The organism is Geothrix sp. 21YS21S-2 (genome assembly GCF_030846775.1).
Taxonomy (GTDB): Bacteria; Acidobacteriota; Holophagae; order Holophagales; family Holophagaceae; genus Mesoterricola.
Genome location: NZ_CP132910.1, coordinates 2,447,808 through 2,469,442, shown reverse-complemented (window position 1 = coordinate 2,469,442; position 21,635 = coordinate 2,447,808). Strand labels below are relative to the sequence as shown.

General features: G+C 68.9%; 17 protein-coding genes. 6 read left to right on the top strand and 11 right to left on the bottom strand.

Annotation, left to right across the window (positions count from 1 at the left end; all coding sequences use genetic code 11):
- Positions 1 to 14: 14 nt before the first annotated feature.
- From RAH40_RS10895 to motA, 5 genes are all read right to left on the bottom strand, one after another.
- Complete coding sequence (locus tag RAH40_RS10895) at positions 15 to 587, bottom strand: hypothetical protein (RefSeq protein ID WP_306602144.1); 573 nt, start codon at positions 585 to 587, stop codon at positions 15 to 17.
- Positions 588 to 601: 14 nt separating this feature from the next.
- On the bottom strand, positions 602 to 3,772 hold the full coding sequence (locus RAH40_RS10890; RefSeq protein WP_306602143.1) for a C10 family peptidase: 3,171 nt from the start codon (positions 3,770 to 3,772) through the stop codon (positions 602 to 604).
- A 173-nt stretch (positions 3,773 to 3,945) separates the two neighbouring features.
- Positions 3,946 to 4,395 (bottom strand): hypothetical protein, encoded by a 450-nt coding sequence (locus tag RAH40_RS10885; RefSeq protein ID WP_306602142.1) that lies wholly within the window; start codon positions 4,393 to 4,395, stop codon positions 3,946 to 3,948.
- Positions 4,396 to 4,408: 13 nt separating this feature from the next.
- Complete coding sequence (locus tag RAH40_RS10880) at positions 4,409 to 5,284, bottom strand: flagellar motor protein MotB (RefSeq protein ID WP_306602141.1); 876 nt, start codon at positions 5,282 to 5,284, stop codon at positions 4,409 to 4,411.
- Positions 5,285 to 5,290: 6 nt separating this feature from the next.
- On the bottom strand, positions 5,291 to 6,157 hold the full coding sequence (gene motA / locus RAH40_RS10875; RefSeq protein WP_306602140.1) for a flagellar motor stator protein MotA: 867 nt from the start codon (positions 6,155 to 6,157) through the stop codon (positions 5,291 to 5,293).
- A gap of 138 nt (positions 6,158 to 6,295) precedes the next feature.
- Here motA and RAH40_RS10870 point away from each other — a divergent pair, with 138 nt between their 5' ends.
- Complete coding sequence (locus tag RAH40_RS10870) at positions 6,296 to 8,056, top strand: nitronate monooxygenase family protein (RefSeq protein WP_306602139.1); 1,761 nt, start codon at positions 6,296 to 6,298, stop codon at positions 8,054 to 8,056.
- Positions 8,057 to 8,078: 22 nt separating this feature from the next.
- A complete protein-coding gene (locus RAH40_RS10865) occupies positions 8,079 to 8,978 on the top strand; it encodes a carbohydrate kinase family protein (protein WP_306602138.1) in 900 nt (299 codons plus the stop codon).
- Here the strand turns inward: RAH40_RS10865 and RAH40_RS10860 are convergent, their stop codons facing one another.
- Genes RAH40_RS10860 through RAH40_RS10850 form a run of 3 tightly spaced genes read right to left on the bottom strand, consistent with a single transcriptional unit; the run spans position 8,979 to position 12,129 of the window.
- Complete coding sequence (locus RAH40_RS10860; protein WP_306602137.1) at positions 8,979 to 11,000, bottom strand: M13 family metallopeptidase; 2,022 nt, start codon at positions 10,998 to 11,000, stop codon at positions 8,979 to 8,981.
- 17 nt (positions 11,001 to 11,017) lie between these two features.
- Complete coding sequence (locus tag RAH40_RS10855; RefSeq protein ID WP_306602136.1) at positions 11,018 to 11,806, bottom strand: hypothetical protein; 789 nt, start codon at positions 11,804 to 11,806, stop codon at positions 11,018 to 11,020.
- A gap of 14 nt (positions 11,807 to 11,820) precedes the next feature.
- Positions 11,821 to 12,129: a hypothetical protein gene (locus RAH40_RS10850; RefSeq protein WP_306602135.1), complete on the bottom strand. Its 309-nt coding sequence runs from the start codon at positions 12,127 to 12,129 to the stop codon at positions 11,821 to 11,823.
- Between the two features lie 152 nt (positions 12,130 to 12,281).
- Between RAH40_RS10850 and gluQRS the strand changes: the two genes are divergently transcribed.
- A complete protein-coding gene (gene gluQRS / locus RAH40_RS10845) occupies positions 12,282 to 13,187 on the top strand; it encodes a tRNA glutamyl-Q(34) synthetase GluQRS (RefSeq protein WP_306602134.1) in 906 nt (301 codons plus the stop codon).
- A 54-nt stretch (positions 13,188 to 13,241) separates the two neighbouring features.
- On the opposite strand, the gene rpsT is transcribed toward gluQRS, so the two are convergent.
- The gene (gene rpsT, locus RAH40_RS10840; protein WP_306602133.1) at positions 13,242 to 13,505 is read right to left on the bottom strand and encodes a 30S ribosomal protein S20; all 264 of its coding nucleotides are present in this window, start codon (positions 13,503 to 13,505) and stop codon (positions 13,242 to 13,244) included.
- Between the two features lie 220 nt (positions 13,506 to 13,725).
- Between rpsT and argS the strand changes: the two genes are divergently transcribed.
- Genes argS through tkt form a run of 3 tightly spaced genes read left to right on the top strand, consistent with a single transcriptional unit; the run spans position 13,726 to position 19,197 of the window.
- Positions 13,726 to 15,525, top strand: a complete 1,800-nt coding sequence (argS, locus tag RAH40_RS10835; RefSeq protein WP_306602132.1) for an arginine--tRNA ligase — start codon at positions 13,726 to 13,728, stop codon at positions 15,523 to 15,525.
- A 37-nt stretch (positions 15,526 to 15,562) separates the two neighbouring features.
- A complete protein-coding gene (locus RAH40_RS10830; RefSeq protein ID WP_306602131.1) occupies positions 15,563 to 17,161 on the top strand; it encodes a CTP synthase in 1,599 nt (532 codons plus the stop codon).
- A 38-nt stretch (positions 17,162 to 17,199) separates the two neighbouring features.
- On the top strand, positions 17,200 to 19,197 hold the full coding sequence (tkt, locus tag RAH40_RS10825; RefSeq protein WP_306602130.1) for a transketolase: 1,998 nt from the start codon (positions 17,200 to 17,202) through the stop codon (positions 19,195 to 19,197).
- Positions 19,198 to 19,264: 67 nt separating this feature from the next.
- Here tkt and RAH40_RS10820 read toward each other — a convergent pair whose 3' ends face one another.
- Together RAH40_RS10820 and RAH40_RS10815 are read right to left on the bottom strand one after the other, a co-directional pair.
- Positions 19,265 to 21,019 (bottom strand): serine hydrolase, encoded by a 1,755-nt coding sequence (locus RAH40_RS10820; RefSeq protein ID WP_306602129.1) that lies wholly within the window; start codon positions 21,017 to 21,019, stop codon positions 19,265 to 19,267.
- Between the two features lie 192 nt (positions 21,020 to 21,211).
- On the bottom strand, positions 21,212 to 21,448 hold the full coding sequence (locus RAH40_RS10815; protein ID WP_306602128.1) for a hypothetical protein: 237 nt from the start codon (positions 21,446 to 21,448) through the stop codon (positions 21,212 to 21,214).
- Between the last annotated feature and the right edge of the window lie 187 nt (positions 21,449 to 21,635).

The window sequence follows — 21,635 nt, the reverse complement described above, 5'->3', positions numbered from 1 at the left end:
CCCGGCGGGGGAGGCTACTGGGCGGCGATGCCCGAGACCGCGATGGTGATGGGCGCCAGGGTGCCGTCCGCGAGGAGGACCTTGCATCGTGCGGCATCGGGGACGAGGGTGGCCGCGGCGCCCGGGGCGAGGCCGGCCTGGAGGTCCAGGGCCAGGCGCAGGAGCGCCTTGTCCAGGGCCTTGGGGGCGGTCGTGCCCTTCTCGGCCACGGTGGCGGCGAGGACGGCGCCGGTGACCTTGCCCTTGAGGATGGGCGTGCCCGTTCCCAGGTCGAAGGCGGTGCCGTTGGCCACATACGTGCCGGCGGCGTCCGCGGCGTTCACGTTGCGCCAGGAGGCGGCGGTGCCGCCCAGGGTGAAGGCCGCCGTCACCCCGCAGCCCGTGGCGCCCGCGGGGCCCCACAGCTCCAGCACGAGGTGGGACGGGGTGCTGAGGGTGGCGTTCTTCTTCAGGAGGTAGGTGCCGGCGGTGGGATCGGCGTAGGCCAGGGACGTGGCCGTGGCGGGGGTGGTTTTGCCGCCGCCGCCACCCCCGCCGCAGGCGAGGAGGGCGCCGAGAAGGACCGGGAGGAGGATGCGCTTGTTCATGGGTGCCTCGGCAATCACTGCAGCTGGGTCAGGAGGGTGGCCAGGTCGGTGTCGTCCACCGTGCCGCTGCCCTTGAAGTTGGCGGGGCTGGCGGGGTTCCTCCCCCACTGCCCGGCGAAGGCCAGCAGGTCGGAAAGGCCCAGGGCGCCGTCGCCGTCCAGGTCCAGCCCCTTGACCGTGACCACCGCGGTGGCCTTGACCGCGGGGGCGAGCTTGTGGGTGGCGGTGAGGGTATAGGTGGTGGTGGCCAGGGGCACGGCGGCGGGGGCGGTGACCGTGGAGGCGAGGCCCGCGTCGGCGTGGGTGGCGGGAGCCGTGAGGGTCCAGTCCACGCCGAAGCCCAGGTCGCCGGAGGCGGTGAAGGTGGCGGTCCCGCCCGGGCGCAGGGTGGCGGCCGGAGGCGTCACGGCCAGGGCGAGGGCGCCCAGGTCCACGACCTGCACGGTGGCGGAGGCGGACCGGGAGGGCGCGCCGTTGCTGGTGGCGGTGACGGTGTAGGTTCCCGGCGAGGCCGACGACCACGTCGCCGTGGTGCCGCCGGTGGCGCTGAAGGTCCCGCCGGTGGCGGTCCAGGTCACCGACGCGTCGGTGAGGGGGGTGACGGTCGAGGCGAAGGCGACGGCCTGCCCGAGGATCGCCGTGGGAGCCAGGGGCGCCAGGCCCACGGTGACGGCGGCCGGGTCCACCAGGGCCAGGGTCGTGCTGGCCGCGGCCCCGGTCTCCACGGGGGTGGCCGTGACGGTGCAGGTTCCCGCTGCCGCGCCCGCCGTGAAGAGGGTGGCGGTGCCGTCCCCGGCGGTGCGCGCCGCGCTGAAGGCGCCGTAGGCCGGGCTCACGGTCCAGTCCACCCGGTTGTCGGCGGTGAAGCCGGTGACCGTGGCGGAGAAGGAGGCCTGGCCTCCCGTGGCGATGGTGCGGGGGCCCTGGGCCAGGGCGGCGGCGGGGCCCGAGGCGCCCAGGGTCAGGGTCACGTCGTCGATGGCGAAGACGGTGCCCGTGTTGGCGGCCCCGGGCTGTACGGACTCGATGCGCAGGCGCACGGTCTGCCCCTTCCACGCCGCGAGGCTGTAGGGGCCGTAGGGAACCCACACCACCTTGCCGGTGCCGTCCACGGCGGCCGAGGTGTTGTCCAGGGTCCTGAGGGTGGCCAGGGTGTTCCCGCCCGTGTCCAGGACCATCACCTTGAAGAGGTTGGTGGCGGCGGCAGGGGTGGAGGCCTTGTTGGCGATGCCCGCCCAGAAGGCGAGGTCCATGGTGCCCGAGGCGGGGAGTTCGATGTCCTGCATGGCGAAGTCGGTGCAGGGCGCGGACCAGTCGCCGATGCAGAGCCACCTGGCGCCGCCGTGGGGCGTCACTTCGGCGTAGGCGCCGTCGGCCAGGACGACGCTGTCGTCCCAGAGGTTCCAGCCCTTGCTGCCGCTTTCGAAGTCGCCGTTGAAGAGCCGCACCACGCTCAGGGGCACGGGGACGCTGTCGGCGGTGCCCTGGGAGCCGGTGACCTTCAGGCCGATGGCGGCCTGGTCGTCGGTGGCCGCGGCGGCGGCCAGGGTGTACACCGGGCTGTCGGTGCCCACGGCGGTGCCGTTCTTGGTCCACTGGAAGTGCAGGGGGCCCAGGCCGACGGCACCGGCGGTGAAGGTCGCGGAGCCGCCCAGCTTCGCGCTCTGCGCCACAGGCTGCGGCGACACCACGGGAGTGGCGCCTGTGCCCTGGACCAGGTCGACGCCCCAGATGTTGCCGGTGGTGGCTCCATCCTGGGACACGTCTTCATGCACGAGGACGGCCTGGGGAAAGGCGAGCCCTGTCTTGGCCGCGGTGACGGTGGTGGCGCCCGGGGCGATCCCCTTCAGGGCATAGATGCCCGTGGCGCCGGTGGTGCTGCTGAGGATGCCGTCGGTGACGGTCACGCCGGCGACGGGGTTCCCGGAACCGTCAGTGACCCGCCCGCTGAGGATCTCCCCGGCCCCTTGCGGAAAGACGTTGTAGGTGATGAGGTCGATCAGGTTGAAATTGTAGTCGGTGCCGATGGCCGGGAGGTTGTACCAGGCATCCTCGCTGCCGCCCCAGCCCAGGTTGAGGTGGTGGTAGATGGTGGCGCCGTTGTACCCGTAACCATCGCAGACGATGCTGTGCCCGCCGTCGCCTTCGATGCCGAGCAGCACGGGGTAGCCGGCGTCCAGGTTGGGCTGGACCATCCGGGTGAGGCCGTTGCCGGTCATTTCCAGGAGGTCCGTGCCGTCCCACCGGTAGCCGTTGATGGCGTTGGCGAACTTGAAGGTGTCCCGGAGGGCGTTGTCGATCAGCAGCGCGTTGGCGCTGGAGCTGGTGCTGGTGTAGGACATGTTCACGGAAAGGCCCGCGTCGTAGCACAGGGAGCCGATCATCTGGCGCTCGGCGTCGGTCGTCGACGTGGAGGGTTTCAGGGGCATGGAGGCCCAGGCGTAGGGGCCGCCCTGTCCGTCCCCGCCGCGGGTGTTCAGGAACTGCGTCGCGGAATCCACGGTGACCTTGAAGCTCTTCACCCCGATGCCGGCGGTGGGCCACTGGTGGAAGCGCATGAGCTGGGCCATGGAGGTGGCCACGCAGCCGCAGACGCTGTAGGACGGGGTGAAATAGTTGAACGTGACCTTCCCGCCGGCCTTGCCCTGGTTCCAGGTGCTGCCCACCAGGGGCGCCACCCGCACGTCCGGGACGCTGCCCACGGAAGAGGCGAGCATGCCGGAGGTTCCCAGGAGGGTCTTCCACCGGGACTGGGCCTTGCTGGCTGCGGCTTCCACGAGGCCGGGGCCCTTGGCGTCGCGGGCCTTGACCATCACGTCGAGACGGGTGCGGAGGTCCCGCTGGAGCATCAGGAACAGGTGGTTCTCGGGGTCCGGTTCCAGGCTGCCCCGGGCGGCGAAGGCGATGACGGGCTCCAGCGTGTCGTCGGGGGCCAGGACGAGAAATCCACCGCCGTCCAGTTTCACCTGGTGGAAGAGGATCCGGCCGTCGGTGTCCACGTGGCTCTCGATGCCGGCGAGTCCGGCCTGCAGCGGGGTCTCAAGGGGTCTGGGGGTGCGCTGGAGCCAGGCGCCGGCGGCGATGCCGGCCTGGGTCGCGGTGACCGGGGCGGCCAGGGCGGCGGTGCCTGCGGCCAGGAGAAACCCCAGGGCCGTGAAACGGGAACGGGGGGGCAGCAGTCGCATGGATCCTCCAGGGCACTCCGCGTGGCGTCAGGCGGGAATCCGGGAACCAAGGGGTTCCCGTGATTTTCCGCAGGTGGATGCGGACGAAGACGAGCCCGCCCACCCAGCGGGATCATGGTCTCGCTTCGGAAGGGCGGGCCGAAGTTAATTTAAGTTAAGGGGTGACGCAGGTTTCAGAACTCCAGCTCCACAATGTCCTCCACGGCGGCGCCGGGTTCGCCCAGCGTGCCGACCCTGAGGTGGAGGACGACGCCCTTGAGGGTCTCCGCCCGGATGCGGGCGTCCCGGCCGTTGAAGGCGGCCACGGTCCTGCCTGCGCGGTCCTTGACGAGGTACCGGATGGCCTTGAGGGCGCGGGCCCGGTTCAGGGGGTCCAGGACGAGGGCGCTCTTCCACAGGTGGACCAGGGGCCGGGACGGGTCCTCCCAGGGGCACTGGCCGGAGAAGGTCACCACGCGCAGCCCGGGGTTCTCCACGACGAAGGCCAGCTCCACCCGGAAGGGGGGCGCGAACCCCGCCGCCACGGCCCGCGGGGCGTCGACGCGCAGGGTCACGTCCAGGGCCCTCCGGTCGGGGGCGGCCAGGAGGGGAAGTGCGGCCAGGAGGATGGGGAGGATTCGCATGGCCGGCCCGGCCCTACTTCTTCCTGGGCGGAACGACCTTCTGCCGTTCGGTCTCGGCCTTCTCGGTGGCGCTCGACAGCACGACGATGGAGATGCGCCGGTTCTGGGGGTCCTTGGGATCCTTGTCCTCCAGGGGCTGGGTGGCGGCGTAGCCGGTGACGCGCTGCACCTGGCCCGCGCGCAGGCCCGAGGACTCCAGGACACGCCGGGCGGAGTTGGCGCGGTCGGCGCTCAGCTCCCAGTTCGTGTAGGCCTGGTTGGGGTACTGCACGGCGTCCGTGTGGCCCCCGATGAGGATGTGGTTGGGGAGCTTGCCCAGCTCCTGGGCGATCTCCTTGAGGATGGCCAGGGTGTACGGCTTGAGGGTGGCCGAGCCTGAGTCGAAGAGCACCTGGGCGGCGCGGTCCTGCACCTGGATGCGCAGGCCCTCCGCGGTGAACTCGAACGAGATCTGGTTGGAGAAGGCCTGGAGGAGCTTGTCCTCCCGGAAGGCCTTGTCGATGGTCTGGGCCGTCTCCTCCATGGTCTTGCGTTCCTTCTCGCCGGAGTCCTCCTCGATGATCACGGCCTCGGGGCCGCTGCCCCCGTCCCCCGTGCCCTCCTTCATGCCGCGGCCTCCGGGGAGGATGCCGGATTTCTCCATCTTGTACGCTTCCATGATGGCCTTGCCCTTCTCCGTGTTGAAGAAGTTGGGATCCTGGAAGCTGCCGGCGATGCCGGCCTTGGTGTTGGAGGAGGCGCTGGCCAGCAGCCACATGAGGAGGAAGAAGGCCATGAGGGCGGTGACCAGGTCGGCGTAGGCCACCTTCCAGGCGCCGCCGTGGGCAGCGGCGTGGCCGCCCTTCTTCTTGACGAACTTGATTTTTACTTCGGGCTGCTGCTCGGCCATCTGGGGTTACCGGGGCTTGATCTGGCGGACCACTTCTTCCAGTTCCTGGGAGCCGGGGCGCTCGGGGGAGGGGATGTTGCGGCGGGCGAACTCCACGGCGGTGACCGGGGCCGCGCCGTTGCCGAAGGCCACCAGGCCCGCGCGCAGGGCGTTGAAGAAGGCGCCCTCGGCGGCCAGCACCTGGTCGATGTTCTTGGACAGGGGCTGGAAGACGCCGTAGGCCAGGAAGATGCCCAGGAAGGTGCCCACCAGGGCCGAGCCGACCTTGCCGCCGATGACGTTGGGGGGCTGGTCCAGGAAGCCCATGGTGATCACCACGCCCATGACGCAGGCGCAGATGCCGAAGGCGGGAAACCCGTCGGCCATGACCCCGACCGCTGCGCCCGGGGCGGCGGATTCGGCGTGATGCACGTCAAGATCCATATCCATGACCTGATCGATCTCGTCGATCTTGGCTGAACCATTAATAAGGAGCTTCATGGAGTCGCAGAAGAAATCCATGGCGTGGTGGTCGTGCATCACGGCCGGGTACTTCTTGAAGATGTTGGAGCTGTGGGGGTCGTTGACGTCCTGCTCCAGGGCGAGCAGGCCGCCCTTCTTGATGTTCACGTAGACCTCGTACTGGAGCATCAGGGACTCCATGTACACGGCCTTGGTGTATTTGCTGCCTTTGAGAGGTTTGGCGATGTTGGCGACCACGGACTTGATGGTGTTCATGGTGTTGCCGGCCAGGAAGGCGCCGATGGCCGCCCCGAACAGGATGGTGCCTTCGGCGGGCAGCGGCTCGAGGAGGACGTGGATCTTACCTCCCTCCATGAGATAACCGGCCATGACGGCCCCGATAACCACAACCAGACCGATTATGAAAAACATGTACAAAGCTCCCACTTCGTGTTTCGGAAACTCCAGCCGTCTTCTTAAATCTAGCTTAGAAAGTTCCCCTCTCTGCCAAGATGAAATACATAATATCTGGCCCTGCGGAACTCCCAAGGCCCGACGGAGCATCCCAACATGACCAGACGCAGAACTTTCCAGTCCTTCGGGGCGGATACTCCAGTGTTCTTCCAGGGGTGGCATCCCTTCTCCACCGATGCCCTGGCGGCCGCCTTCGCGGGCGCCGGAGGGGTGGGGGTGATCCGCATGCCCGCCTTCCCCGACACCGAGGCCCTGCTCAAGCGCCTGGCCGAATTGCGCCAGGGCGGGGAACTGGGCCTGGACTTCCGGGGCGTCCTGGGGGACTTCTCCACCCGGATGGAAACCGCCGCCCAGAACCTGGCCGCCTTCGTCATGCACGGATCGGAAATCCTCCCCGAGCGCCTGGAGGCCCTGCGGGCCTGGGGCCTGCCGAGGGTGGTGGAGGTGCGGGACGAGGACGAGGCCGTGCTGGCCGAGGCCCAGGGTGCGTCCGCCCTCCTCGCGGCCGAAGGCGAAGGGCTTTCCGACCGGCTCCGCCGCATGATCCGCTCCACGAACCTTCCCTGCTTCGCGCCCGTGGGCGCCGAGGGGGAGGGCCGGGTCCTGCTCTCCGAGGGCGCCGCCGGCCTCCAGCTGAGGACCCCCGCGCTCCTGCGGGAAGGGGCGGCCGATTTCCTGGCCTCCTTCCGCAAGCGCCTGGCCGAGGTCATGGGCGAGCCCGCCCTCGAGAACCTGGTGGACCACCCCGCCCCCGAACTTCCGCGCCTTCGCATCCGGAACCTGGACATCCCCTACCCGGTCATCCAGGGCGGCATGGGCATCGGCGTGAGCTGGGACCGCCTGGCGGGCAACGTGGCCCGCTGCGGCTGCATCGGCATCGTCTCGGCCATCGGCACCGGGTACCGGTACCCGGAGGTCTCCAACTCCGTGCAGGGCCGGCCCCTCCAGGCCGAGAACCTCAACAGCACCCCGGCCCTCAAGCGGATCCTGCGCAGCGCCCTGGAAATCGCCGGCGGCCACGGCGCGGTTGGCGTGAACATCCTGTGCGCCATCAACGAATATGAACGCGTGGTACGGGACTCGGTGGAAGCCGGGGCCCAGCTCATCATCTCCGGGGCCGGCCTGCCCCTGTCCCTGCCCGAGTACGTGGGCGACGCCGACGTGGCCCTGGTGCCCATCGTCTCGTCGGCCCGGGCCCTGAAGCTCATCTGCAAGACCTGGCAGCGCAAGTTCAACCGCCTCCCGGACGCCGTGGTGCTGGAAGGTCCCGAATCCGGCGGCCACCAGGGATTCTCCCTGGAGCAGTGCGCGGACCCGGCCTTCAGCCTCGACGCGCTCCTGGCCTCGGTCATCCAGGAGCGGGACCAGTGGGGCGACTTCCCCGTCATCGCCGCCGGCGGCGTGTGGGACCGGGAGGACATCGACCGCCTCATGGCGAAGGGCGCCGGCGGAGTCCAGATGGCCACGCGGTTCATCGGCACCTTCGAGTGCGACGCCCACCTCAACTTCAAGGGCGTGATCCTCAAGGCCGACAAGGACACCATCGCGCTGCACGGGTCCCCCGTGGGCATGCCGGCCCGGGGCGTCAAGACCGCCCTCCACCGCCGCATCGCCGAGGGCGTCGCCCCCCGCATCAAGTGCATCAGCAACTGCGTCTCCCCGTGCGAGCACGGCAAGGGCGCCGAGCGCGTGGGCTACTGCATCGCCGACAGCCTCGGGGACGCCTGGGGCGGGGACACGGAGTCCGGGCTCTTCTTCACCGGGAGCAACGGCTGGAAGCTCAACGAGCTTGTCCACGTGCGGGACCTCATCGGCGAGATCACCCAGGACTATGGTCTGACGCGCCTGCAGGAATAGACTGGGGGCCTGGAGGCAGGCCATGGCAGCGGATGTGGTCGTCGTTGGCAACGTCGGCATCGACACGAACGTCTATCTTCCCGGCAGGGACATCGACTTCAAGGTCGAGGCCAACTTCACCCTGGACCTGGACTACGTGGGGCAGGCGGGGGGCTACACCTCCCGCGGCTACGCGCGGCTGGGCCTGGCCACGGCCTTCATCGGGTGCGTGGGGGACGACTTCAGCGGGCGCTTCATCCGCGAGGAACTCGCCGGGGACGGCATCGACCTGCGCGGGCTCTTCCTGGACCCCGAGGGCACCAGCCGCAGCGTCAACCTCATGAGCCTCGACGGCCGGCGCAAGAACTTCTACGACGGCAAGGGCCACATGGACCTGCGGCCGGACCTGGAGCTCTGCCGGCGGATCCTCAAGGGGGCGCGCCTCGCCCACTTCCACCTGCCCAACTGGGCCCGCGGGCTCCTGCCCGCGGCCCGGCAGGAGGGCCTGGTGGTGGCCTGCGACCTGCAGGACGTGGTGGGCCTGGACGACCCCTACCGCCAGGACTTCATCAACGGGTCCGACATCCTCTTCCTCTCCGCGGCCAACCATCGAAGCCCCGGGCCCCTCATCCGCGCCCTGCTGGCCCGGAACCCGCGGCAGATCGTCATCTCGGGCATGGGGGCCAAGGGCTGCGCCCTGGGCGCGGCGGGCAAGGTGCGGTACTTCCCCCCCGTGGCCTCGGACCTGCCCGTCGTGGACACCAACGGCGCCGGGGACGGGCTGGCGGTGGGGTTCCTGGCGAGCCATGTGCTCGAGGGGCGGCCGCTGGAGGAGTCGGTGCTCCGGGGCCAGATCGCGGCGCGGTGGACCTGCGCCCAGAAGGCCAGCACCGGCTCCCTCATCACGCGGGAGCAGCTGGAGCGGGCCTTCCGGGAGCTGTGACTACCAGATGCGGAGGCAGTCGGCCTTGGAGCGCCACATGGGCTGGCCTTCCTTGACGCCGAAGGCCTGGTGGAACTCGGGGATGTTGGAGAGGGGGCCGAGGACGCGCCACTTGGCGGGGGCGTGCACGTCGCTGAGCAGGCGGGTGCGCAGCACCTCGTCGTTCTGCTGGGTCATCCAGCCCAGGGCATAGCCCAGGAAGTAGCGCTGCATGGGGGTCAGGCCGCCGATCTTCTCGCCCTTGCGGTACTGTTCGGTCTTCTTGAAGGCGTCGATGCCCAGCAGGATCCCGCCGAAGTCGGCGATGTTCTCGCCCAGGCTGGCCTTGCCGTTGATGTGGAGGCCCGGCAGGGGCTCGTAGGCGTCGAACTGGCGGATCATGCCCTCGGCCCGCGCGTTGAACTTCTCGCCGTCCTCCTTCGTCCACCAGTCGGTGAGGTTGCCCTTGGCGTCGAACTGGCGGCCCTCGTCGTCGAACCCGTGGGTGATCTCGTGGCCGATGGTGGAGCCGCCGGTGTAGCCGTACACCAGGGCGTCGTCCAGGTCCGCGTCGGCCACGCCCGGGACCATCATCTGGGCGGCGGGGAGCACGATCTCGTTGTTGGAGGGGTTGTAGTAGGCGTTGTAGGTCTGGGGGGTCATGTGCCACTCGGTGCGGTCCACGGGCTTGCCGTACTTGGCGAGCATGTCGGCGAAGCGCCAGCGGGAGGCGTTCATCATGTTCGCGCAGTAGGAGTCCCGGGCGACCACCAGGGCCGAGAAGTCCTTCCACCGGTCCGGATAGCCCACCTTCGGGGTGATGCCGGCGAGCTTGGCCTGGGCCTTGGCCTTGGTGGCCGGGCTCATCCAGTCCAGGCGCTCGATGCGCTCCTTGTAGGCGCCGCGGATCCCCTCGACCATGGCCTCGTAGCGGAGCTTGGCGGCCGGCGTGAAGTATTCCTTCACGAAGAGCTTGCCCAGCAGCATGCCCATGGCCTGTTCCTGGGCGTCCAGGACGCGCTTCCAGCGGTCCCGGGGCTGGCGCTGGCCGGAGAGGGCCTGGCCGTGGAACTTGAAGTCCTCGTCCTGGAAGGCCTTGCCCAGGTAGTCGGCGTAGGTGTCCGCCAGGCGCAGGCGCAGGTAGTCCTGGAGCACCTCCACGGGGGTGGCGGCCAGCAGGGTCTCCAGCGCCCCGAAGAACTCGGGCTGGCCGACGATGACGGTGGCCGGGCGGAGGTCCCATTCCCGGAAGCGGTCCGCCCAGACGATGGAGGGGGTGCGCGAGGCGGTCAGCTCCGCCGGGGTCATCTTGTTGTAGTTCTTCTCGGGGTCCCGGAGGTCCTCGAGCCTGCGGGCCGCCTTCGCCAGCGCGGTCTCGAAGGCCATGACCCGGATGGCGGCCGCCCCGGACTGCTGGCGGCCCAGGAGGTGGAGGGTCCGGTCCAGGTGGGCGAGGTAGGCTTCCCGGATCTTCGCGACGCCCTTCTCGGGGTTGAAGTAGAAGTCCCGCTCGGGCAGGCCCAGGCCCCCCTGGTAGAGGTGAAGGGCCATCTCCTCGCTGTTCTTCTCGTCCTGTTCCACCGAAAGGGCGAAGAAGGCGCGGGTGCGCAGGGGGCTCCAGGCGAAGGCCAGGTTCACGGCGTCCCGGGCGGTGCGGATGGCGTCCACCTTGGCCAATTCGGCCTGGAGGGGCTGGAGGCCGAGGCGCTCGATGCGGGCCTCGTCCATGGCGGCCGCCCAGAAGTCCCCGACCTTGCGCCCGTCGGCGTCTGCGGGATGGGCCGCGGCCTGCTCGTTGATCTTGCGGAGGTTGGCGTAGGTCTGCTCCCGCAGGACCTTGCCGATGCCCCAGGCGGATTCCGACGGGGGGATGGGGTTGCGCTTGAGCCAGCCGCCCACCGCGTAGGTGAAGAAGTCCACGCCGGGGTCGACGGTGGTGTCCATGACGCCGGCGAGGTAGTCGGCCCTGGGGGCGGGGGGCGGCGCCGCGACGGCGCAGGCGGTGAACGCGCAAAGCGCGGCCAGGTTGCGGGAGAAGGTCATGGGCAGCTCCAATTCGATCATTCGATCCTACCGGGTTCGGGCCCGGATGGGATCCCCTCCATGCGGTACGCGAGCAGGCACGCGTCCTTGCGCCCCGGCAGGGGGATCCGCAGGGTGGGCGCCCGGCCGGGCACCTCGAAGGTGTTGCTCACGAACAGGGTCCCCGGCCGCATCTCGCGAAGGGCCTTCTCCCACAAGGCGGGCATCGGGGCGGGGCTGAGGAAGGCGTAGACCACCTCGAAGCCCGAGAGATCCTGGTTCCAGAGGCTGCCCCAGTGCATCTTGCAGTTGCCCCGCACCGGCAGCGTGCGGAGCCAGGCCGCGGCGAACGTGAGGGGCGAAGCCTCCACGCCCAGGAAGAACCCGTCGGGCCGCGCCCGGGCCAGGAAGGCCAGGGGACCGCCGAGTCCTGCCCCGAGATCGGCCAGGCGCACCAGCCCCGGGGGGCACAGGCCAAGGAGGGCCTCCCAGGCGGCCCGGTTGGAGTTGTAGAGGGGCACCCGGGTGAGGATCCCACCGCCGTATACCAGGAGCAGTCCCGCCAGGGCCGCCGGCCACACCCAGGTGGGGGGCATGTGGCGCAGCAGCAGGTCCAGGAGCCAGGGCAGGAACAGGAGCCCCGGCACCCACCGGGGCCCCAGTCCCATCCCCAACGCGAAACCCGCGGTCAGGATGCCCATGAGCAGGACCGCCGGCTGCCCCTGGAGGGCGGCGGGCAGGAGGCCCGAACGGGCCACCGCCAGGAGCAGGGCATAGGCGGCCGCCAGGGCAAGGACGGCCCTGAGGATCGGGGACCAGGAACGCATCCCTGGATTATGGCTCAGGCCGTCAGAAAGCGTATCCGGGCCGAGACGCCCGCCTCCCAGTTCCGGCCGTCCGTCCTGGCGAAGCCGCCGAGGTTCACCTTCGGCGAGGGGCTCACCGAGGTCTGGAGGCCGGCGGCCCAGGTGTGGCCGTCGGTGGTGAGGGTTCCCGACACCGAGCCGTGGGGTCCGGACTGGGTCAGGCCCACCTGCCCCTGGAAGGGGGGCGCGGTGAAGGAGAGGTCGAGGGTGCCGCCGGAGCCCCGCACGTGGGCGAGGTCTTCGGGGGTCAGGACGGGCAGGGGGGTGCGCGGGCCGCAGGCCATGGATGCTCCTATAAATAAGGGTTTGAATGCCTCCCGGGGGTGGGAGTGCCTCGATTGAACCGGGAATCCGGGGAGCTGCCAAGTGGGAAAATCTATAAATTTGGAATGGGAATTTCCCAATCCTTTCATGGCCACACAGGTATCCTGGAGCCATGGCATGCATCGGCCGCTTCGCTCCTTCCCCCACCGGGGAGCTCCACCTGGGCAACCTCCGCACGGCCCTGGCCTCGTGGCTCTCCGTCCGGGCCGCTGGCGGGCGCTGGCTCATCCGCATGGAGGACGTGGACACCGCGCGGTGCCGGTCCACCCTGGGGGAGGCGCAGCTGCGGGACCTGGCGGCCCTGGGCCTGGAGAGCGACGGGCCCGTCCTCTGGCAGTCCCGGCGCAAGGGCGCCTACCAGGCCGCGCTGCAGCGGCTCTTCGGGGCGGGCCTGCTCTACCCCTGCATCTGCACCCGCAAGGACCTGGCGGGCATGGCCTCGGCGCCCCACGGCGAGGACGGCCTGCGTCCCTACCCGGGCACCTGCCGCCACCGGCCGCTGCCCTTCCTGCGGCCCGACGCCCTGCGCTTCCGGGTGCCGGAGGGGTCCGTCGCCTGGGAGGACCTCCTGCTGGGGCCGCAGCAGGACGACCCCGCCGCCCTCACCGGGGATCCCCTCCTGCACCGCCGGGACGGGTGCTACGCCTACCATCTGGCCGTGGTAGTGGACGACGGCGGCCAGGGCGTGACCGAGATCGTCCGCGGCCAGGACCTTCGCGGAGTCACCGCCACCCAGGCAAGGCTCCAGGAGGCCCTGGGGCTCCCGCGCCCGGCCTACGGACACCTGGGCCTGGTGACCGCCCCCGACGGATCGAGGCTCGGCAAGCGGGACGGGGCCCTGGGCCTGGCGCTGCTGGCCCACCGGGGCGTGGACGCGGCGCGGGTGCTGGGGTGGCTGGGGTGGAGCCTGGGGTGCCTGGAGCGCCCGGAGCGGGCCGGCCTGGAGGAACTGCTCCCCGGATTCAGCTGGGCCAAGGTCCCCTCGGGCCCCGTGGCGGTACCCGCGTCATGGATGTAGGTACGCGGAACAGCCCGGCCGAGGCCGGGCTGTTCCAGGGCTGGGCCGGAAGGCCTAGGCCAGGCCGTTGACCTTGAGGGTCAGGCGGCTCTTGTAGCGGTTGGCGGCGTTCTTGTGCAGCACGCCCTTGCGGCAGGCCTTGTCGACCACGCCGAGGGTCTTGGGCAGAAGCGTGGTGGCTTCGGCCTTGTTGCCGGTCGCGACCGCCGTGAGGAACCGCTTGATGGCGGACTTCATGGTGGAACGGTTGGCGCGGTTGCGCAGACGAGCTTCCACGTCGTGGGCGGCTTTCTTGGCGGCGGACTTGTGATTGGCCATGAATCCTGACTCCTGGATACCTGATAATTCGACCCGCAAGGCGTACGGACAGACTGAATGTCGCCCATGAAGGCGAAGAATCATCATACCTCCGCCAGCCCTGAATTCAAGGGGAAAGACCTGAACAAAGGCCAAAGTTGGGGCTTCCCGGCGGGCCCCGGTTCCTTCATCCTGGTTGGAGGCCCCTGGCTTCCGGTTGGTGGATTGTCATGGAGCGGGCATGGAGCAGGTGAAGAAGGCATTCAGTGAGGCCCTGGCGGCGGCGTTGCCCGGGCAGGAGATCGTCCTGGAGCGGCCGCGCTCGGGGGAGATGGGCGATCTCGCCTATCCCTGCTTCAAGGCGGCCAAGGTGCTGGGGAAGAACCCGGCCCAGGTGGCCAAGGACCTGGCGGAGGCCATCCGCCTGGAAGGGGCCGAGGTCCTGGCCGCGGGACCCTACCTGAACCTCCGCCTGGAGCCCGCCACCCGGGCCCGGATCCTCCTCGAGGCCCTCCTGGGCACCCGGCCCTACGGTTCCGCCGAGCCCCACGGGGAGACGGTGATCGTGGAGTACAGTTCGCCGAACATTGCCAAACTGTTCACGATCGGGCACTTGCGTTCGACCATGATCGGCCACGCCCAGGCGCAGGTGAACAAGTACCTCGGCTGCGACGTGATCCGCCTCAACCACCTGGGCGACTGGGGCACCCAGTTCGGGACCCTGCTGGCCGCCTACAAGCACTGGGCGGAGGCGGAGAACCCCGAGCTGGAGCAGGACTTCCCCTGGGCCGAGGAGATCCCGGAGAAGCTGCGGAGCCCGCTGTACCGGCTCTTCCAGCTCTACGTGCGCTTCCACGGGGCCGAGGAGGAGGATCCGGCGCTTCGCGAGGAGGCCCGGGACTGGTTCCGGCGCCTGGAGGAGGGGGACCCCGAGGCCCGGCGCCTGTGGTCCTGGTTCCGCGAGATCAGCCTCAAGACCTTCAACCGCATCTACCTGCGCCTGGGGGTGGCCTTCGACCACCTGGAGATGGGCGAGGCCTTCTACCAGGACCAGCTGGTCCCGGCCATGCGGCGCCTGGAGGACGCGGGCCTGCTGGTGGAGGGCCAGAACGGCGCGCGCATCGTGGACCTGGAGGACGTGGGCATCACCACCCCCTGCCTGGTGCAGAAGGGGGACGGCGCCAGCATCTACGCCACCCGGGACATCGCGGCGGCCATGTACCGCAAGGCCACCTTCAACTTCGACCGCTGCATCTACGTGGTGGGAGCGGACCAGATCCTCCACTTCCAGCAGATATTTGCGGTCATGGCCAAGCTGGACCCGTGGTACCGGGGCCGCATGCTCCACACGCCCTTCGGCATGATCAACCTGCCCGAGGGCAAGATGTCCACCCGCAAGGGCAACGTCATCTTCCTGGAGGACGTGCTGGACGAGGCGGTCTCCCGCGTCACGGCCATCATCGACGAGAAGAACCCGGACCTGCCGGCCAAGGCGGAAGTGGCCGAGATGCTGGGCCTGGGGGCCGTGGTCTTCTTCAACGCCCTCAACGACCGGGTCAAGTCCATCACCTTCACCTGGGACCGGGTCATCGCCCTGGACGGGGACACGGGGCCGTACGTGCAGTACGCCCACGCCCGCATCTGCTCCGTGCTGCGCAAGGCCGGCGGGAACTGGGCGGACCTGGCCCGGCCCCTGGGGCCCCTGACGCCGGACTCGGCGGTGGTGCCGTACTGCGACGCGCCGCTGCCGGCGGACCTCGCGGGCCTTTCGGACGCCCCGGCCCAGGCGCTGCTCTTCGAACTGGCGGGACTTCCCGACGCCCTGCGCACCATGGCGCGGGAGAACATGGCCACGGCCCTGGCGCGCCAGCTGCTTTCGGTGGCCAAGGCCTTCTCGGGCTTCTACACCAACTGCCCGATCCTCTGGGCGGAGAACTCGGCGGAAGTCCGGGACGCGCGGCTCGCGCTCTGCGTGGCCACGGCCCGGGCGCTGCGGCAGGGGCTCTTCCTCATGGGCATCCAGGCCCCGGAGGAGATGTAGTGACGACTGGAACTTTGCCACCGGGGGGGGTGCAACGATGACGAAATGGGTGTTCGTGACAGGCGGGGTTCTTTCGAGCCTCGGGAAGGGGATCGCCGCGGCGTCCCTGGGGGCGCTCCTGGAGGCCCGGGGCCTGAAGGTGACCCTGATGAAGATGGACCCGTACCTCAACGTGGATCCCGGCACCATGAGCCCCTTCCAGCACGGGGAGGTCTTCGTCACCGACGACGGCGCCGAGACGGACCTGGACCTGGGCCACTACGAGCGCTTCACCTCGGTGCCCACCACCCGCAACCACACCATCACCACCGGCCGCATCTACAACACCGTCATCCAGAAGGAGCGGCGCGGCGACTACCTGGGCAAGACCGTGCAGGTGATCCCCCACATCACCGACGAGATCAAGGCCACCATGCGAAAGGTGGCCAAGGACGTGGACGTGGTGCTGGTGGAGATCGGCGGCACGGTGGGCGACATCGAGAGCCAGCCATTCCTGGAGGCCATCCGCCAGTTCAAGCTGGAGGCCGGCTACGGCAACGCCATCAACATGCACCTCACCTACGTGCCCTACATCAAGGCCGCCGGCGAATTGAAGTCCAAGCCCACCCAGCACAGCGTCAAGGAGCTGCGGGCCCTCGGCATCCAGCCCGAGGTGCTGGTGTGCCGGGCCGACGTGGAAATCCCCCGGTCCCTCAAGGACAAGATCGCCATGTTCTGCTCCGTGGCCCCCGACGCGGTCTTCAGCTGCAAGGACGCCACCACCATCTACGAGGTGCCCCTCAACCTGCACCTGGAGGGCATGGACGCCAAGGTGGCCACCCTCCTGGGCCTTCCGGACCGCCGGCCCGACCTCACCCCCTGGCACGACCTGCTGCAGCGCATCCGCAACCCCAAGGGCAGCGTGCGCATCGGCATCGTGGGCAAGTACGTGGAGTTCAAGGAGAGCTACAAGTCCCTGATCGAGGCCCTCCACCACGCCGGCTACGGCCTGGAGACCCAGGTGGACCTGAAGTGGATCGAGGGCGAGGAGCTCGAGCACGGCAACGTGGACGAGTTCCTGGGCGACTGCCACGGGATCCTGGTCCCCGGCGGCTTCGGCGTGCGCGGCACCACCGGCATGATCAAGGCCATCCAGTACGCCCGCGAGCGCAAGGTGCCCTTCTTCGGCATCTGCCTGGGCATGCAGATGGCCTCCGTGGAGTACGCGCGCAACGTGGCGGGCCTGGACGGGGCCGATTCCACGGAGTTCGAGGACAACCCCAAGCACCGGGTCATCTTCAAGCTGCGCGAGCTGGTGGACGTGGAGGAGCTGGGCGGCACCATGCGCCTGGGCGCCTACCCCTGCGTGCTGGTGGAGGGAAGCCAGGCCGCCAGGGCCTACGGCGCGACCCAGATCAGCGAGCGCCACCGCCACCGCTACGAGTTCAACCAGGCCGAGTTCCGCGGGCCCCTCGAGTCCAACGGGCTGGCCTTCACCGGCGTGAGCCCGGACGGGACCTTCGTGGAGATCGTGGAGATCGTGGACCATCCGTACTTCCTGGGCTGCCAGTTCCACCCGGAGTTCAAGTCCAAGCCCCTCACTCCGCACCCCCTCTTCACGGCCTTCGTGAAGGCGAGCAATTCCAACCGCCCCTGACAGGCGTGAGACAATCTGACCATTCCATGAGGTAACTCTTGACCTTCGCGGCCACGAACATCGACAAACTCTGCATCGACACCATCCGCTGCCTGGCCATGGACGGCGTCCAGAAGGCCAACAGCGGCCATCCCGGGACCCCCATGGCCCAGGCCCCCGCGGCCTACGTGCTCTGGACGAAGTTCCTGAAGCACCACCCGGCCAACCCCCTGTGGGCGGACCGGGACCGCTTCGTGCTCTCCTGCGGCCACGTGTCCATGCTCATGTACTCCCTCCTGCACCTGGCGGGCTACGGACTGCCCCTGGACGAGCTCAAGGCCTTCCGGCAGTGGGGCTCGAAGACGCCGGGCCACCCCGAGTTCGGCCACACCGCCGGCGTCGAGACCACCACCGGCCCCCTGGGCCAGGGCCTCGGCAACGCCGTGGGCATGGCCATCGCGGAGCGCTGGCTCGCGGACCGCTTCAACCGGCCCGGCTTCAAGGTGGTGGATCACCACACCTACGTCTTCGCCGGCGACGGCGACGTGATGGAAGGCATCGCCCAGGAGGCCGCCAGCATCGCCGGGCACCTGGCCCTGGAGAAGCTGGTGCTTCTCTACGACAACAACAGCATCACCATCGAGGGCCGCACCGACCTGGCCTTCACCGAGGACGTGGGCAAGCGGTTCGAGGCCTACGGCTGGCGCGTGCTCCACGTGGCCGACGGCGAGAACATCGAGGCCCTGGCTCGGGCCTACGACGAGGCCCGCACCCCTTGCGGCAAGCCCACGCTCATCGACTGCAAGACCGTCATCGGCTTCCCCGCCCCCACCAAGAAGGACACCCACGGCGCCCACGGCTCTCCCCTGGGCGAGCCCGAGATCCGGGCCACCAAGGAGATCCTGGGCTGGGACCCCGACGGCCACTTCGTCGTGCCCGCCGAGGCCCAGGCCCACTGGAGCGAGTGCGGCACCCGGGGCGCCGCCCAGGAGGCCGCCTGGAACGAGCTCTTCGCGGGCTACGCCAAGGCCTTCCCGGAGGCGGCCGCGGAGTTCGAGGCCTTCATGAAGGGCGAGATGGCTTCCGGCTGGCAGGAGGCCCTCCCGGTCTTCCAGCCCGGCCAGGACCAGGCCACGCGCGAAGCCGGCGGCAAGGTGCTCAACGCCCTGGCGCAGAAGCTCCCCAACCTCATCGGCGGATCCGCCGACCTGGCCCCCTCCAACAACACCCACCTCAAGGACGGCGGCGACTTCGAGGCCACCACCAGCGGCCGGAACTTCCACTGGGGCATCCGCGAGCACGGCATGGGCGCCATCCTCAACGGGATGGCGCTCCACGGCGGGCTGCGGGTCTTCGGGGCCACCTTCCTGATCTTCTCGGACTACATGCGCCCCAGCGTGCGCCTCGCCGCGCTCATGGGCCTGCCCGTGGACTACGTGTGGACGCACGACTCCATCGGCGTGGGCGAGGACGGCCCCACCCACCAGCCCGTGGAACAGGTCATGACCCTGCGCATGATCCCGAACATGACCCTCATCCGCCCCGCCGACGCCAACGAGACCGTGGAAGCCTGGCGGGAGGCCATCCGCCACACCACCGGCCCCGTGGGCCTGGCCCTCACCCGCCAGAAGCTCCCGGTGCTCGACCCCGCCAAGGCCAAGGGCGCCGCCAAGGGCGCCTACGTCCTGGAGGAGGGCAGCTCGGCCCCGAAGCTCATCCTCATGGCCACCGGCAGCGAGGTGCACCTCGCCCTCGCGGCCCGCAGGGAGCTCGAGGCCCAGGGCGTCCCCACCCGCGTGGTATCCATGCCCAGTTGGGAGATGTTCGCGAGGCAGTCCGCCGCCTACCGCGAGGAGGTCCTGCCCAGGGCGATCACCGCCCGCGTCTCCATCGAGGCCGGCGTGACCTTCGGCTGGGAGAAGTGGGTCGGCTTCGAAGGCGCCTCGGTGGGCCTGGACCGCTTCGGCGCCTCGGCGCCCGCGGAAGTGCTGTTCGAGAAGTTCGGGTTCACGGTCGAGAACGTCGTGAAGACCGCCAAGGCCGTGCTGGGCAGATAGGCGCAGGGATATTCCGGTGAAGGGGGGAGGCTTCGGCTTCCCCCTTTGCTTTCAAGTGCATGGATCGCTACTTGCGGTTCAGGACGTGTTCCCCGCCCGGGTCGATCTCCTTGAGGGCCTTGACCTCGCCCTTCTCCATCACGAATTCGAACATGAGGTCCGAGTACTCGTTGCACTTGAACTTCAGGCCCTTGTAGGGCAGCAGCTTCATGTCGGGCCGGCCGGGGATGGCGATGACCAGGCCCTGGCCGTCCTTCGCCTTCACCTGGATCCGGGATCCCGTGGCGGTTTCGTACGTGCCGGCCACCTTGTTCAGCGTGTCCGGGTCGAGGGACGCGGCCTTGCGCACGAAGACGGCCTCCCCCTCGTCCAGGCTCATGACGGCCTTGTCGACGTCGCCCTGGGGGTTGGTCAGGAAGTTCACGGAGGACTTGCCTTCCAGTTCATCATCCGGGGTGTCGAACCGGTCGTAGTGGAAGTGGGTGAGGGGGAATTTCATGCCGTGGAAGTCGTACTGGAGCTGGTCCCCGGTCCTGCCGATGCGCAGGAAGCCGTAGGCGGGGTGCTCGTAATCCCCGGTGAAATCCTCCAGCGGGTGGGAGGGGCGGGTGTTCTTCACCTGGTCCGCGCCGGCCTTGGCCCGTGCCGCCGTGCCTTCCTTCTTCCCCTTCAGGCGGATGTCCAGCATCCGGGCCGGCCAGGGGGTCTGCTCCATCCCGAGCAGGTATTCATAAATATTATAGCTTATGGGGTTATACAGCATCCCCGCATGGTCGCCGAGCACGAAGACAATGACGCCCAGGCGCTCCTTGGGCATGAGGGACACCTGGGAATGGAAGCCGGGCAGGTCGCCGCCGTGCAGGGCGATCAGGTGGCCGCGGTAGGAGGCCGTCTGCCGCCCCATGCCGTAGGTGGGATTGAGCACTTCCCACCACCCGCGGGTCTCGGGGTTGGCATTGGCGAGGCCGATGGCGGGCTCGAGGGTCGCCTTGAGGACCGAGGGCGGCAGGACCTGCTTGCCCTTGTACGTGCCTTCGTTCAGCAGGGCGATCACCCAGTGGGACATGTCCTCCATGCTGGAGACGATGGCCCCGCAGGGGGCCATGCCGGCCGTATCCTCGTAGTAGGGGGCCTTGTAGAGCTCGTTGCCGTCGCGCTTCTCGTTGTAGCCCACGCCGAAATCGGGCTGCTTGAGCATGTCGGGAATGGTGTAGAGGGTGCGGTCCATCTCGAGGGGTTTGAAGATGCGCTGGCGGACGAAGTCCTCCCAGGTGCTGCCCGACTTCAGTTCGATGATCTGGCCCACGGCGGCGTACATCATGTTGTTGTAGAGGAAGAGCTGCCGCATGGGCACCTTGGGCTCCATGAACCGGAGCTTCCCGAAAAGGGTGGCCCGGGAGTCGGCGGACTTGTACCAGATGGAATCGTGGCGGGTGATGCCCGTGCGGTGGGCGAGCATGTCCCTGAGGGTCACGCGGGCATCCAGGTCCCGGTCCTGGAACTGGATGGATGGCACCGCCTCCTTGATGGGCTGATCCCAGGCGAGCTTGCCTTCCTCCACCAGCATGCCCGCCGCCACGGCCGTGAAGAGCTTGGAGTTGGAGGCGATCTGGAAGAGGGTGTTCCGGGTGAAGGGCAGCTTCTGGCCGTAGTCGCGGTAGCCGTAGCCCTTGGCGAACACCAGCTGGTCCCCGGAGACGACCGCGATGCCGATGCCGGGGCTGTTGAAGTCCTTCATGACCTTGGCCATGTAGGCGTCCAGCGGCTTGAGCCGGGCCGCGACGTCCGTCGCGGGGACCTGGGCCACGGCCAGGGTGGCCATCAAGCAAACAAGGATCCTGGGAAGCCATCGCATGGGTCGCCCTCCATGGGTTCGGTATGCCGGGTGATCGCTTTGGACTGGCCTGACCTTAACCCCAAAAGCATCCCCTGTCACCTGGGCGTACGGCGCACCCCGGGCTGGATATCCGCCATGCGGAATCCCGCCCGGGATGGGGATCCGGCTCTGTCGGGTCTAGTTGCCGAACTCGCGGACCCAGTCGACCTCGGTCTTGGCTTCCTTCTTCAGGCGGGAGATCTGGGCCTTCCAGTAGTTGGCCTGGCTCTTCAGCTCGTTGACCTGGAAGTGGAGGGCGTAGCGCTCGGGCTTCACGGCGGCGGCCTTGAGGGCCTGGGCCTGGACGAGGCGCGCGCGGATGGCTGCGAGGTTCTTGGCGATGGTCTCAATGGCCTCGGCCTTGGGGATCTTCACGACGGGGGTGGCGGGCGCTAAATTTTGTTTTTCCATGACTTGCTCCTGTGCCTAGCCCTTGAAGGTAGCACGCGGATCCGGATTCGATGACGTATATTTGGGAATCGTAGGGTCGATTCGGAAAAAAGCGTGGAACGGGGATAAAGGTGGCGTGTGGGTGAATTCCAAATAATATGAGTCCACCTTG

Excerpts from the sequence above, each read along its gene's own strand:
- RAH40_RS10895 (WP_306602144.1), bottom strand. The coding sequence starts at position 587 with ATGAACAAGCGCATCCTCCTCCCGGTCCTTCTCGGCGCCCTCCTCGCC.
- RAH40_RS10890 (WP_306602143.1), bottom strand. The coding sequence starts at position 3,772 with ATGCGACTGCTGCCCCCCCGTTCCCGTTTCACGGCCCTGGGGTTTCTC.
- RAH40_RS10885 (WP_306602142.1), bottom strand. The coding sequence starts at position 4,395 with ATGCGAATCCTCCCCATCCTCCTGGCCGCACTTCCCCTCCTGGCCGCC.
- RAH40_RS10880 (WP_306602141.1), bottom strand. The coding sequence starts at position 5,284 with ATGGCCGAGCAGCAGCCCGAAGTAAAAATCAAGTTCGTCAAGAAGAAG.
- motA (WP_306602140.1), bottom strand. The coding sequence starts at position 6,157 with ATGTTTTTCATAATCGGTCTGGTTGTGGTTATCGGGGCCGTCATGGCC.
- RAH40_RS10870 (WP_306602139.1), top strand. The coding sequence starts at position 6,296 with ATGACCAGACGCAGAACTTTCCAGTCCTTCGGGGCGGATACTCCAGTG.
- RAH40_RS10865 (WP_306602138.1), top strand. The coding sequence starts at position 8,079 with ATGGCAGCGGATGTGGTCGTCGTTGGCAACGTCGGCATCGACACGAAC.
- RAH40_RS10860 (WP_306602137.1), bottom strand. The coding sequence starts at position 11,000 with ATGACCTTCTCCCGCAACCTGGCCGCGCTTTGCGCGTTCACCGCCTGC.
- RAH40_RS10855 (WP_306602136.1), bottom strand. The coding sequence starts at position 11,806 with ATGCGTTCCTGGTCCCCGATCCTCAGGGCCGTCCTTGCCCTGGCGGCC.
- RAH40_RS10850 (WP_306602135.1), bottom strand. The coding sequence starts at position 12,129 with ATGGCCTGCGGCCCGCGCACCCCCCTGCCCGTCCTGACCCCCGAAGAC.
- gluQRS (WP_306602134.1), top strand. The coding sequence starts at position 12,282 with ATGGCATGCATCGGCCGCTTCGCTCCTTCCCCCACCGGGGAGCTCCAC.
- rpsT (WP_306602133.1), bottom strand. The coding sequence starts at position 13,505 with ATGGCCAATCACAAGTCCGCCGCCAAGAAAGCCGCCCACGACGTGGAA.
- argS (WP_306602132.1), top strand. The coding sequence starts at position 13,726 with ATGGAGCAGGTGAAGAAGGCATTCAGTGAGGCCCTGGCGGCGGCGTTG.
- RAH40_RS10830 (WP_306602131.1), top strand. The coding sequence starts at position 15,563 with ATGACGAAATGGGTGTTCGTGACAGGCGGGGTTCTTTCGAGCCTCGGG.
- RAH40_RS10820 (WP_306602129.1), bottom strand. The coding sequence starts at position 21,019 with ATGGCCACCCTGGCCGTGGCCCAGGTCCCCGCGACGGACGTCGCGGCC.